Below are 11,358 nucleotides of genomic sequence, written 5' to 3'. Positions count from 1 at the left end.
GACGTTCCTCAGTGACTGGCCGCGGTGGCGCCCATCTCGTTGACCTGCTGGAAGGTCGAGAAGCGTTCCAGGGCGAAGGGCGCGATCAGCGCCGGGGTCTTGCCGCCGCTGGCCACCAGTTCGGCCATGGTCTTGCCGCAGATCGGCGTGGACTTGAAGCCCCAGGTGCCCCAGCCGGCATCCAGGTAGTAGTTGTCGATGGGCGAGCGGCCCATGATCGGGCTGTAGTCCGGGGTCATGTCGGTCATCCCCGCCCACTGGCGCATCAGCCTGGCGTTGGCCAGGAAGGGGAACATCTCGATGGCGTGGGCCAGCAGGCCTTCCTTCAGTTCCAGGGTGGAGCGGGTGTTGTACAGCGGATAGGGGTCGGAGCCGCCGCCGATCACCACCTCGCCGCGGCCGGTCTGCTGCACGTAGCAGTGCAGGGCCGAGGAGCTGACCAGCGGGTCGAGGAACGGCTTGAACGGCTGGGTCACCATCGCCTGCAGCGGGTAGGTGTGGATCGGCGCGCGGATGCCGAGCTTGTTCATCAAGAGCGAACTGGCGCCGGCGATGGCCTGCACCGCGCAGCCGCACTGCACGGTGCCGCGGTTGGTCTTCACCGCCTTGATGCGGCCGTTCTCCACCACGAAGTCCTGCACTTCGGTGAGCTGGTGGATCTCCACCCCGCGCTTGGCCGCCTGCTTGGCGTAGCCCCAGGCCACGGCGTCGTGGCGCGCGGTGGCGCCGTCGATGTGCCAGAGGCCGGCGAGCACCGGCAGGTGGCCGGGGTCCATGTTGAGGGTCGGGACCAGCTCGCGGATCTGCTGGCGGTCGATCATTTCGGTGCGGCCGCCGAAGTGCTTGTTCACTTCGGCGCGCTGGCGGAAGGCGCGCACCGTGGCATCGGTATGCGCCAGGGTCAGCTGGCCGCGTTCGGAGTACATGATGTTGAAGTCGAACTCGTTGGACAGCTCCTTGAACATCCGCACCGACTCGGCGTAGAACTTCACGCCTTCGGAAGTGAGGTAGTTCGAGCGGATCACCGCGGTGTTGCGCGCGGTGTTGCCGCCGCCGAGGTACGACTTCTCCAGCACCGCCACGTTGGTGACGCCGTGGTACTTGGACAGGTAGTAGGCGGTGGCCAGTCCGTGGCCGCCACCGCCGATGATCACCACGTCATAGGACGGCTTGAGGTCCTTCGGCGCCGGCAGATCGACCTCTGCCGGGTACTCCGAGGACAGGCCGTATTTAAGAAGACTGAAAGGCATTTTGCCTCCTCACTGGCCTTGCCGGCCGTTGAAAAACTACTGCGCCTGCGTCGGCTTGCCGTGCTGCTGGCGCGCAGCCGTCACGGTGTTCTGCATCAGCAGGGCGATGGTCATGGGACCGACGCCGCCCGGCACCGGGGTGATGGCCGAAGCCAGCGGCAGCACGCTGGCGAAGTCGACGTCGCCGACCAGCCGGCTCTTGCCGTCTTCCTCGATGCGGTTGATGCCCACGTCGATCACCACCGCGCCGGGCTTGATCCACTCGGCGTCGATCATCCGCGGGCGGCCCACCGCGGCGACCACGATGTCGGCCTGGCGGGACAGCGCCTGCGGGTTCTTGCTGCGCGAGTGCAGCACGGTCACGGTGCAGTCGGCGGCCAGCAGCAGGGCGGCCATCGGCTTGCCGACGATGTTCGAGCGGCCGACCACCACCGCATGCTTGCCGGAGAGGTCACCCAGGGTCTGCTTGAGCAGACGCATGCAGCCGGCCGGGGTGCAGGGGGTCAGCACGTCGCGGCCCTGGCTGAGGCCGCCGACGTTCTCGCTGTGGAAGCCGTCGACGTCCTTGATCGGGTCGATGGCCTGCAGCACGGCGGTCTCGTTGATGTGCCAGGGCAGCGGCAGCTGCACCAGGATGCCGTTGACGCTGGCGTCGCGGTTCAGCTCGTCGATCAGCGCCAGGACCTCGTCCTGGGTGCTGGTCGCCGGCAGGCGATGCTCCAGCGAACGGATGCCCACTTCGCCGGCGCGCAGCACCTTGTTGCGCACGTAGACCTGGCTGGCCGGGTCTTCGCCGACCAGCACCACGGCCAGCGCCGGCTCGATGCCTTCGGCCTTGAGCGCGGCGACGTCGGCGGTCACTTCGGCGAGCACCTGGGCGGAGACCGCCTTGCCGTCGATCAGCTTGCTCTCGACGGCCTTGTTGGCTACTGCGCTGCTCATCGGAAGATCACCGTCTTGTCGTGGTTGAGGAAGACGCGGTGCTGGGTGTGGTACTTGACCGCCTTGGAGAGCGCCACGGTCTCGGTGTCACGGCCGACGGTGACCAGATCCTCGGGTGCGTAGGTATGGTCCACGCGCTGCACTTCCTGCTCGATGATGGGGCCTTCGTCCAGGTCGGCGGTGACGTAGTGGGCGGTGGCGCCGATCAGCTTCACGCCGCGCTCGTAGGCCTGGTGGTAGGGCTTGGCGCCCTTGAAGCCCGGCAGGAACGAGTGGTGGATGTTGATGGCACGGCCCGAGAGTTGCTTGCACAGATCGTCCGAGAGGATCTGCATGTAGCGCGCCAGCACCACCAGCTCGGTCTTGGTCTCGTCGACGATCTTCATCAGCTCGGCTTCCTGCTGGGCCTTGGTGTCCTTGGTCACCGGCAGGTAGATGAAGCGGATGCCCTCGCGCTCGGCCATCGGACGCAGGTCGAGGTGGTTGGAGACCACGGCGGTGATTTCCATGTCCAGCTCGCCCTTCTGGCGGCGGTACAGCAGGTCGGTGAAGCAGTGGTCGTACTTGCTGACCATCAGCAGCACGCGCATCGGACGGGCCGAGTCGTGCAGTTCCCAGGTCATGTCGAATTTGCCGGCGATGTCGACGAAGCCCTGCTCGATCGCCGCGATGTCGCCGGCGAAGCCTTCGTTGAAGCGGAACACGGCGCGCATGAAGAAGGTGCCGCTGACCTCGTCGTCGAACTGTGCCATCTCGCTGATGTAGCAGTGGTGGTCGGCCAGGAAGGACGTGACCGAGGCGACGATGCCGGACGTGGCCGGGCAGCTGATCTTGATGATGTACTGGTTTTTATCGTGTTGCATGTCGGTTCCTCTGAGGATGGAGGCGGCAGGCGTTGAGCAAAGGATTCGGTGGTAAAAACAGTTTTCGTCCGTGAATATTTTTAACTGCTGCGAATATAATTTTCGTGTGGGTGTTTTTATAAGCGAACAGAGAGTTCGCGTCCATACCCCATAGGGAATATTTTTATCCTGTGAGGAAAGCGTGCCGACACCTTCGCCGTGGAGGCGAGCCGGCTCCGCAGGGCGGGCGGCGTGCCTGATAAGGAGAGAGCGGGCGGGGGGCGGCCATCGCCGCACAGGGGCGACGGCCGAGGGGAAGAGGGCTCAGCCCAGGCGGGCGAAGCGGAACGGGCGCGGGTCGACCAGGGGCGCGACGCCCTGGATCAGGTCGGCCATCAGGTGCCCGGCGCCGGGGGCGATGCCGAAACCGTGGCCGGAGTAGCCGGTGGAGAGGAACAGGCCGGGCAGCTGCGGCACCTCGCCGATCACCGGGATCGCATCCGGCGTCACGTCCATCACCCCGGCCCAGGTCTGGGCGATGCGCATCTCGCGGAAGAACGGATAGACCTCGCACAGCGCCGTGCGCGCCTCCTCGAGGATCGCCGGGGAGGGCGCGGGGTCGAGCACGCGGCAGCGCTCGAACGGGCTGGTCCGGTCCAGCGACCAGCGGCTCGGCAGGCGCCACTCGTCGAGGAAGGTGCGGTTCAGGCGCACCCGCACTTCGCGGTACTGCTTGCTGAGGGCCGGCAGGAAGTCGCCCAGGTAGCGGAAGCTGTCCGGGGTGACCGGCGCGATGTTGCCGTTGCGCTGGGCGATGGTGTAACCGCCGTCCTGGCGCTTGCGGAAGGCGTAGCGGCTGGCGCCCAGCGCCTGTTCCGGGCCGCCCGGCATGGGCTGGGTGCGCAGCACCGAGGCCACCACCTTGAGCTGCGGCAGGCGGATGCCGAGGTTCTTGCAGAACAGCGAGGACCAGGCGCCGCCGGCCAGCACCACGGTGGAGCAGCGCAGCTCGCCGCGCTCGGTGACCACCGCGGCGACCCGGCCGGCCTCGGTGGTCAGGCCGCGCACCGCGCAGCGGGTCAGCAGGCGGGCGCCCAGCCGGTGTGCCGCACGGGCGATCGCCGCACTGGCGAGGTGCGGCTCGGCGCGGCCGTCGTGGGGCGCGAAGAGGGCGCCGGACCAGCCGCTCCGCGCGCCTTCCGGCAGCGTCCGGCGCAGCTCGGTGCCCTCCAGCAGACGGGCTTCGGCGCCGAAGGCGCTGGCGCCGCGCAGCCAGGTCGCCTGGTCGGCCAGCTGGCGCGGGTTCTCGCAGGCATAGTAGATGCCGGTGCGGCGGAAGCCGGTGTCCTCGCCCAGGCGTTCGCGCCAGGCGTCCCACAGGCCCAGGCTGGCCAGCGCCAGGGGGATCTCCGCCAGGTCGCGGCCCATGCTGCGGCACCAGCCCCAGTTGCGCGACGACTGCTCGGCGCCGATCTCGCCCTTTTCCAGCAGAGTCACGGCGATGCCGCGGGCGGCGAGGAAATAGGCCGTGGCTACGCCGATGATGCCGCCGCCGATGATCGCCACATCGGTGCGGGAGGGAAGCTGCGGGTCGCCGTCGACGGTCTGGATCTGCGGATACATGGGAGCACCTCGCTCGCGGGATCGGGAATGACGCCGATCCTGCCCGCGGCCCGGCGGCGCGCAACTTGCATCGTTTGCCGCAGCACGTCTTTCCCACCATGCGGGAATCGCCCGCCGGACCCACACCGACATGACCGCTGTTCTCACCCCTGCCAATCCTGCCCAGATACCGGGCACCCAGAGCCTCGAACGGGCCTTCGCCCTGCTGCGCGCCATCGCCGCCGCCGGCGAGGAGGGCGCGACCCTCGCCGACCTGTGCAACACCTGCGGCGGCACCCGGACCACCACCTACCGCCTGCTCCAGGCCCTGCGCCAGCAGGGGTTCGTCCGTCCCGCCCGGCAGCGCGGCCGGCACCTGCTAGGCTTCGAGCTGTTCGCCCTCGGCGCCCGCGCCGGCAATCCCGGCGGCCTGCGCGATCTGGCGCGGCCGGCGCTGCTGCGGCTGGCCGCGCGTTTCGGCGACAGCTTCTTCCTGCTGGTGCCGGACGGCCACGCGGTGCTCTGCCTGGAAATGCAGGGCGGCCAACAGCCGGTGCGCAGCTACAGCCAGGCGGTGGGCGGGCGCATCCCCATGGGCGTCGGCCAGGGTTCCCAGGTGCTGCTGGCGCACATGAGCCGCGCCGAGCGCCGCGACATCCTGCGGCACAACGCGGCGGTGCTGCGTCTGGACTACGGGCTGGATGCCGAGGTGGTCGCCGCCACCCTGGACAGCGTGCGTCGCCTCGGCTTTGCCTGCGGCCTGCCGGATCGCCGCCTGCCGGGCTACACCGGCCTGGCCGTGCCCATCGTCGGCGCCGGCGGCCAGGTGCTCGGCGCCCTCAGCTGCGCCCTGTCGCGCCCGCGGATGACCGCCGAGCGGCGGCAGGCGCTGGCCACTGCGATGGCCGAGGAGGTGGATGCGATGCTGCGCAAGGTGCAGGGCCCGCCGCGGACGATGTCGGCGGCGGGCTAGACCGACGCGGCGTTCAGTCCTGCCCCGCGCGGCGGCGCGCCACGTCGGCCAGCGCGGTCCAGTCGCGCTCGCCCTCGCCGTGGGCCATGGCCTCCAGCAGGTTGTCGCGCAGCACGCTGGCGAAGGGCAGCGGCACCTGCCGGCTCTGCCCGGCGGACAGCGCCAGGCCCACGTCCTTCAGGCCCAGCCGCAGGCGGAAGGCGGCCGGCTCGTAGCGTCGCTCGGCGATCATCCCGCCGTAGTTGCGGTACACCGGGCAGGCGAACAGGGTGCCGGTGAGAATCTCCAGCAGCCGGCCGGGCTCCACGCCGAAGCCTTGGGCCAGGGCGGCGCTCTCGCCCATGGCCTCGATGGCGCTGGCGATCATGAAGTTGCCGGCGATCTTCACCGCCGCGGCGTGCAGCGGGTCTTCGCCCAGCGGCCAGGTCCTGCCGCCCAGCACGTCGAGCAGCGGCTGCACCCGGGCGACGGCCTCGGCCGGGCCCGCGGCGAGGATGTTCAGCTGGCCGGCGGCGGCCACGTCGGGCCGGCCGAACACCGGCGCGGCGACGTAGGCGATGCCGTGGTGCCGGTGCCGTTCCAGCAGCTCGCCGACGAAGTCGGTGGACAGCGTGGCCATGCCCAGGTGCACCAGGCCCGGCCGCGCCGCGGCCAGGGCGCCGCTGTCGAGGATCACTGCGCGGGTCGCGGCGTCGTCGGCGAGCATGGAGATCGCCACCTCGCCGGCGAAGGCCTCGGCCGGCTCGCGGGCCACCGCGGCGCCCTGCGCGCGCAGTTCCTCGGCAGCCTCCGGCGAGCGGTTCCAGACCGTCAGCCGGTGCCCGGCCTTGAGAAGGTTGTCGGCCAGGGCCTTGCCCATGTGGCCCAGTCCGATGAAGCCGATCTGCATGGGAGTTCTCCTCGCGTTTTCTCTGGCTGCCGAGCCGGGAGGTTAAGTCCCGTCGCCTGCTGGCAGTCAAGCGCCCGGCTCGGGGGGGCAGGCGGTGTGCCGTTCGTCCGGCTAATGCGCGATTTTTAGATACAGTTCGCATAAGTCAGGAACTTTCGCCGACGAAGTCGTACTAAAGTGCCAATCCTATGGCGATGGAGTGGCATGGGGCTGTCAGGAAGACGGCAGCGAGGAGGCCATCGCAAGGCGGCGATGGATCAGGAGGATGTACCCAGGGACAGGGCCCGCGGCCACGGAGCGGTCCGGGCGTCAGGGAGGGCGGTCAGGGAGCGTGGATCGCAGGACGGCGATCGGTCAGGGAAGATGCCCGAGGGACCCGAAAACGGCGAGATAAGTGTTCTTATCCCGCCGTTTTTTATTGCCCGGCCGCCGCGGTTTCCGCCGCGCCCGGGTTCAGTTCGGGATTGCCGCGCAGCGCCGCGGCGATGAAGTCGACGAAGGAGCGCACCTTGGCCGAGGTGCGCCGGCCCTCCTGGTGAACGATGTGGATCGGCAGCGGCGGCGGCTCGAAGTCGTCCAGCACCGTCCGCAGCTGCCCGGAGCCGAGCAGGCCGGCGACCTGGTACGAGAGCCGCCGGGTCAGCCCCCAGCCGGCGCTGGCGGCGCGGATCGCCGCTTCGTTGGTGTTGACCACGAACTGCGGGCGCAGCGCCACCGCCAGCGGCTCGCCGCGCTCCTGGAAACGCCACTCGGACGACTGCGGCCCGCCGCTGGCGGTCACCAGCCGGTGCCCGCTCAGCTCCGCCGGGTGGCGTGGCGTGCCGTGGCGTTCGAGATACGCCGGCGCGGCGCAGACCAGCCGCCGCACCTGGCCGACGCGCAGGGCCATCAGCGAGGAGTCCGGCAGTTCGCCGATGCGGATGCCGACGTCCAGCCCCTCGTCGATCAGGCTCGCCACCCGGTCGATGAACAGCGCGCGGATGCGCACCTCCGGATAGCGCTCCATGAAGCGCAGCAGGATGGGGGAGACGTGCAGGTGGCCGAACATCACCGGCGCGGTGATGCTGAGCAGCCCGCGCGGCGTGGCGTGGCTGCCGGCGGCGGCCTCCTCGGCCTCCTGCAGGTCGGCGAGGATGCGCCGGCAATCCAGCAGGTAACGCTCGCCGGCCTCGGTCAGGCGCACCCGGCGCGTGGTGCGCACCAGCAGGCGCACGCCGAGCAGCTCCTCCAGCGCGGCGATGGTGCGGGTCACCGCCGGTGCGGAAAGTCCCTGCCGGCGCGCTGCGGCGGAGAAGCTCTGGGCTTCGGCCACGGCGGCGAACAGGCGCATGGCCTCGAAACGGTCCATCGATTGTTGCTCCTTTTTGAATTATCAATTGGATTCTGCGCAGATTCTTATTGAAGGCAAGGGGGGATCAGTATGCCGGGCAACGGAGCCATCCCGGTTCCGCTCCCAGGAGATCGACCATGAGCCGAATCGCCCCTCTCGCCGTGGAGTGCGCCGACGCCGCGCAGCATGCCCTGCTCGAAGCCGTGCAGACCAGCCTCGGGCAGACCAGCCTCGGCAGGCTGCCCGACATCCTCGGCAAGGCCCGCCGGGCCGGGATCGACTTTCCCCGGTTCGCGCCGCGCGCCGCCGGACCGGCCTGAAGGGGAGCACGAACATGCGAGCCTTTGCCGAAATCGCCTTCACCCCCTCGGTGAAGGCGGCCCAGACCCGCTACGCCAGCCGCGAGGCGAACCTGGCCTTCGAACGGGCGGACGATCGCCGCGACCGTCTCGGCGAGCGCGAAGCCCGCTTCATCGCCGCCCGCGACAGCTTCTACCAGGCCACGGTCGGCGAGAACGGCTGGCCCTACGTGCAGCACCGCGGCGGCCCGCCGGGCTTTCTCAAGGTGCTGGACGAACGCACCCTCGGCTATCCGGACTTCCGCGGCAACCGCCAGTACCTGAGCGTGGGCAACCTGCTGGCGGACGGGCGGATCAGCCTGATCCTGATGGACTACGCCGCCCGTCAGCGGCTCAAGCTCTGGGGCCGGGCGCGGTTGATCCACGAAGCGGACGCGCCGCAACTGATGGCGCGCCTGGCGCTGCCCGACTACCGGGCGCAGGTGGAGCGGGGCGTGCTGATCGAGATCGCCGCCATCGAGTGGAACTGCCCGCAGCACATCACCCCGCGCTACAGCGCACCTCGTCCGAATCAAGGAGGCGAACGATGATCGAGCTCTACGAATTTCCCCTGTCCGGCAACTGCCACAAGGTGCGCCTGCTGCTCTCGCTGCTCGGCCTCGACTACCGCAGCCATGTGCTCAACGGCGCCGAGCGCGAGCAGAAGACGCCGGCCTTCTTGGCGCTCAACCCGTTCGGCCAGGTGCCGGTGCTTGCGGACGGCGGGACCGTGCTGCGCGACAGCCAGGCGATCCTCGTCTACCTGGCCCGGCGCTACGGCGGCCCGGACTGGTGGCCGGACGACCCGGCCGCCCTGGCCGGCACGGTCGCCTGGCTATCCGTCGCGGCCAACGAAGTGGCCCATGGGCCGAACGCGCTGCGTCTGCATCACCGTTTCGGCCGCCCGCTCGACGTGCCGGCCGCCGAGGCCTCCTGCGCGGCGCTGCTGGCGGTGCTGGAAGCCCATCTCGGGCGACACGGCTGGTTCGGGGCGGGGCGGCTGGGCATCGCCGATCTGGCCCTCTATCCCTACATCGCCGGCGCCGGAAGGGCGGGTGGATCTGGCGCCCTGGCCGGCGATCCGCGCCTGGCTCGCGCGCATCCAGCGCCTGCCGGGACATGTGGCGATGCCCGGGCTGTTCGATGCCCTGGCGGAGGTGGTCCGATGAGCGTTTTGCGGCGTTACCTCGCACGGATGAAGGGCGGCGGCCGGGCGCCCGCACGACCGCCGCGGCGGGACCTGCTGCTGGCCGGGACCGGCGGCTGCCTGGCGATCGCCGCGGTCGCCTGGCTGAGCCTGCGCGCCGGGGTGCCTGCCCTGATGGCGCCGCTCGGCGCCTCCTGCTTCCTCGCCTTCGCCGTGCCGGACAGCCCGCTGGCCCAGCCGCGGCACATCGTCGGCGGCCATCTGGTCGCCTCCGCCGTCGGTCTGGCGGTACTGCAGGTCTGCGGCGGGGCCTGGTGGGCCCAGGCTCTGGCGGTCGGCCTGGCGATCAGCGCCATGCTGGCGACCCGCACCGGGCATCCGCCGGCCGGCGCCGATCCGCTTCTGGTGTTCGCCCTGCAGCCGGGCTGGGACTTCCTGCTCGCGCCCGTGCTGCCGGGCTCGCTGGTGGTGGCGCTGGTGGCCCTGGCGTTCAACAACCTGCGACCGCAGGCGGCCTATCCGAAGTACTGGTAGGCCGGGGCGGACGACCTGTCGTCGATAGCGGGTCGTGGATTCCTGAACTAAAGGAATCCCTGCGAGTTCTAGTCCTGTGGAAGGCATGAAACGCCGGTCCGGCGAAGGGTGGGAAAGAGGATGCCTGACGACGAATCCACGCAGCAGTCGAGCCAGACGATTCCCGTCGTGGCGGAGGAGGCCGTCCTGCACAAGCGGCAGGTCGAGACCGGTCGCGTGCGCATCAGCAAGTCCGTGCGGACGGAGCACCACGAGGTGTCGGACTCCCTGCGCTACGAGGAGGCGGTGATCGAGCGGGTCCCCTGCGGGACGCCGGTCGATCCGGCCGACCCGCCGCAGGTCCGCGAGGAGGGGGACGTCACCATCGTCCCGGTGCTCGAGGAGGTCCTGGTCGTGGAGAAGCGCCTGATGCTGAAGGAGGAGCTGCACGTGCGGCGAGTCGCGCGCGAGGTGCGCAAGAGCGTGCCGGTCAGCCTGCAGCGGGAGGAGGTGAACGTCGAGCGCAGCGGTCCGGGAGAGCCGCCCCCCGCCGGCAAGGGATAGCTGCCTGCCATCGCTCTTGTATCGCAGCCGAGGCTGCCGAACAGCCGTAGAGGTGAATCATGGGACACATTCTGGTTGCTGCTTTCGATCACTACAACGAAGCCGAGCAGGTCAGGCGCGAGCTGATCAGCAACGGCGTGGCGCAAACGAACATCCAACTGGCCGCCGCCAACGACATCGAGGCCGGCGAGGCCACCGCGGTCAGGGCCGACTCGACCCGGGACGAATCCGTCGGCGAGCGGATCAGCCACTTCTTCCACTCCATCTTCAGCGACGAGGACGAGACCAGCCGGCACTATGCCGAGACCTATCCGGAAGCGGTCCGCCGCGGCTCCACGGTGGTGACCGTCGACGTGGACGACGAGGCGCAGGAGTCGCTGGTCGAGGCGATCATGGAGCGCAACGGCGCCATCGACATCGACGAGCGCAGCGCCGCTTGGAGCGGCCCGGACACCGCGACGACCGTCGCACCCGTTGCGACGGCCGAGACCGCGGCCATTCCGGTGGTGGAGGAGGAGCTGAAGGTCGGCAAGCGCGAGCGCATGATGGGCCGCGTACGCATCGTTTCCCGGATGACCGAGCGCCCGGTCGAGGAGACCGTGAACCTGACCGAGGAGCATGCCCGCATCGAGCGCCGTCCGGCCGACCGTCCGGCCTCGCCGGAGGAGCTGGCCGGTTTCCGCGAGGGTACGGTGGAGATCCGCGAGACCGCCGAGGAACCCGTGGTCGCCAAGACCGCGCGGGTGGTCGAGGAGGTGGTGGTGGGCAAGGAGACCACTCAGCGCCAGGAGACGGTGCGCGACACGGTGCGCCGTACCGACGTGGACATCGAGCGCAGCGCCGGCGCCACCCCGTCCGGGGCTGGCGATCTCGATGCCGACAACCTGCCCGATCCGGACCTCCAGACCCGCGATCGGCGTTAGGGGTAGGATAGTCCCGGCGGAGGCCTTCCCGCGCTCTGCCGGTCC

The 11,358-nt window shown here is 69.9% G+C and carries 12 protein-coding genes and 1 pseudogene; 7 read left to right on the top strand and 6 right to left on the bottom strand.

Annotated elements, in window-relative coordinates:
* Nucleotides 1-8 precede the first annotated feature (8 nt).
* From ACFOJE_RS05625 to ACFOJE_RS05610, 4 genes are all read right to left on the bottom strand, one after another.
* Complete coding sequence (locus tag ACFOJE_RS05625; protein WP_377813311.1) at nt 9-1,250, bottom strand: FAD-dependent oxidoreductase; 1,242 nt, start codon at nt 1,248-1,250, stop codon at nt 9-11.
* Between the two features lie 36 nt (nt 1,251-1,286).
* Nucleotides 1,287-2,192 carry a bifunctional methylenetetrahydrofolate dehydrogenase/methenyltetrahydrofolate cyclohydrolase FolD gene (gene folD, locus ACFOJE_RS05620; protein ID WP_377813310.1) on the bottom strand — a complete coding sequence of 302 codons (906 nt, stop codon included), beginning with the start codon at nt 2,190-2,192 and terminating at the stop codon, nt 1,287-1,289.
* On the bottom strand, nt 2,189-3,055 hold the full coding sequence (gene purU / locus ACFOJE_RS05615; RefSeq protein WP_377813309.1) for a formyltetrahydrofolate deformylase: 867 nt from the start codon (nt 3,053-3,055) through the stop codon (nt 2,189-2,191). Before purU ends, folD begins: the two co-directional genes overlap by 4 nt.
* 303 nt (nt 3,056-3,358) lie before the next feature.
* On the bottom strand, nt 3,359-4,657 hold the full coding sequence (locus tag ACFOJE_RS05610; protein WP_377813307.1) for an NAD(P)/FAD-dependent oxidoreductase: 1,299 nt from the start codon (nt 4,655-4,657) through the stop codon (nt 3,359-3,361).
* A 130-nt stretch (nt 4,658-4,787) separates the two neighbouring features.
* Here ACFOJE_RS05610 and ACFOJE_RS05605 point away from each other — a divergent pair, with 130 nt between their 5' ends.
* Nucleotides 4,788-5,609, top strand: coding sequence for an IclR family transcriptional regulator (locus ACFOJE_RS05605; RefSeq protein WP_377813306.1), 822 nt, complete (start codon nt 4,788-4,790; stop codon nt 5,607-5,609).
* A 13-nt stretch (nt 5,610-5,622) separates the two neighbouring features.
* Here ACFOJE_RS05605 and ACFOJE_RS05600 read toward each other — a convergent pair whose 3' ends face one another.
* Together ACFOJE_RS05600 and ACFOJE_RS05595 are read right to left on the bottom strand one after the other, a co-directional pair.
* A complete protein-coding gene (locus ACFOJE_RS05600; protein WP_377813305.1) occupies nt 5,623-6,498 on the bottom strand; it encodes an NAD(P)-dependent oxidoreductase in 876 nt (291 codons plus the stop codon).
* A gap of 415 nt (nt 6,499-6,913) precedes the next feature.
* Entirely contained in the window at nt 6,914-7,846 is a 933-nt protein-coding gene (locus ACFOJE_RS05595; protein ID WP_377813304.1) for a LysR family transcriptional regulator, read from the bottom strand.
* Between the two features lie 119 nt (nt 7,847-7,965).
* Here ACFOJE_RS05595 and ACFOJE_RS05590 point away from each other — a divergent pair, with 119 nt between their 5' ends.
* The 6 genes and pseudogenes from ACFOJE_RS05590 to ACFOJE_RS05565 all read left to right on the top strand — a co-directional run bounded on the left by ACFOJE_RS05590 (nt 7,966) and on the right by ACFOJE_RS05565 (nt 11,313).
* Nucleotides 7,966-8,148, top strand: a complete 183-nt coding sequence (locus ACFOJE_RS05590) for a hypothetical protein (RefSeq protein ID WP_377813303.1) — start codon at nt 7,966-7,968, stop codon at nt 8,146-8,148.
* Nucleotides 8,149-8,162: 14 nt separating this feature from the next.
* Nucleotides 8,163-8,717, top strand: coding sequence for a pyridoxamine 5'-phosphate oxidase family protein (locus tag ACFOJE_RS05585; RefSeq protein ID WP_377813302.1), 555 nt, complete (start codon nt 8,163-8,165; stop codon nt 8,715-8,717).
* Nucleotides 8,717-9,335: pseudogene (locus ACFOJE_RS05580) on the top strand (glutathione S-transferase family protein). Before ACFOJE_RS05585 ends, ACFOJE_RS05580 begins: the two are co-directional and overlap by 1 nt.
* Nucleotides 9,332-9,847 carry an HPP family protein gene (locus ACFOJE_RS05575; RefSeq protein ID WP_377813301.1) on the top strand — a complete coding sequence of 172 codons (516 nt, stop codon included), beginning with the start codon at nt 9,332-9,334 and terminating at the stop codon, nt 9,845-9,847. The pseudogene ACFOJE_RS05580 and the gene ACFOJE_RS05575 overlap by 4 nt, the downstream one beginning before the upstream one ends.
* Nucleotides 9,848-9,955: 108 nt before the next feature.
* The gene (locus ACFOJE_RS05570; RefSeq protein ID WP_377813300.1) at nt 9,956-10,390 is read left to right on the top strand and encodes a YsnF/AvaK domain-containing protein; all 435 of its coding nucleotides are present in this window, start codon (nt 9,956-9,958) and stop codon (nt 10,388-10,390) included.
* A gap of 59 nt (nt 10,391-10,449) precedes the next feature.
* Entirely contained in the window at nt 10,450-11,313 is an 864-nt protein-coding gene (locus ACFOJE_RS05565) for a YsnF/AvaK domain-containing protein (RefSeq protein ID WP_377813299.1), read from the top strand.
* Nucleotides 11,314-11,358: the final 45 nt, after the last annotated feature.

Origin of the sequence: Azotobacter bryophylli (assembly GCF_042643485.1) — a bacterium.
Lineage (GTDB): Bacteria > Pseudomonadota > Gammaproteobacteria > Pseudomonadales > Pseudomonadaceae > Azotobacter > Azotobacter bryophylli.
The sequence above is the reverse complement of the archived record's forward strand: the minus strand, read 5'-3'. Positions and strand labels throughout refer to the sequence as shown.

What these genes read in the sequence shown, in the direction of transcription:
- ACFOJE_RS05625 (WP_377813311.1), bottom strand. Translation starts at nt 1,250, where the DNA reads ATGCCTTTCAGTCTTCTTAAATACGGCCTGTCCTCGGAGTACCCGGCA.
- folD (WP_377813310.1), bottom strand. Translation starts at nt 2,192, where the DNA reads ATGAGCAGCGCAGTAGCCAACAAGGCCGTCGAGAGCAAGCTGATCGAC.
- purU (WP_377813309.1), bottom strand. Translation starts at nt 3,055, where the DNA reads ATGCAACACGATAAAAACCAGTACATCATCAAGATCAGCTGCCCGGCC.
- ACFOJE_RS05610 (WP_377813307.1), bottom strand. Translation starts at nt 4,657, where the DNA reads ATGTATCCGCAGATCCAGACCGTCGACGGCGACCCGCAGCTTCCCTCC.
- ACFOJE_RS05605 (WP_377813306.1), top strand. Translation starts at nt 4,788, where the DNA reads ATGACCGCTGTTCTCACCCCTGCCAATCCTGCCCAGATACCGGGCACC.
- ACFOJE_RS05600 (WP_377813305.1), bottom strand. Translation starts at nt 6,498, where the DNA reads ATGCAGATCGGCTTCATCGGACTGGGCCACATGGGCAAGGCCCTGGCC.
- ACFOJE_RS05595 (WP_377813304.1), bottom strand. Translation starts at nt 7,846, where the DNA reads ATGGACCGTTTCGAGGCCATGCGCCTGTTCGCCGCCGTGGCCGAAGCC.
- ACFOJE_RS05590 (WP_377813303.1), top strand. Translation starts at nt 7,966, where the DNA reads ATGAGCCGAATCGCCCCTCTCGCCGTGGAGTGCGCCGACGCCGCGCAG.
- ACFOJE_RS05585 (WP_377813302.1), top strand. Translation starts at nt 8,163, where the DNA reads ATGCGAGCCTTTGCCGAAATCGCCTTCACCCCCTCGGTGAAGGCGGCC.
- ACFOJE_RS05575 (WP_377813301.1), top strand. Translation starts at nt 9,332, where the DNA reads ATGAGCGTTTTGCGGCGTTACCTCGCACGGATGAAGGGCGGCGGCCGG.
- ACFOJE_RS05565 (WP_377813299.1), top strand. Translation starts at nt 10,450, where the DNA reads ATGGGACACATTCTGGTTGCTGCTTTCGATCACTACAACGAAGCCGAG.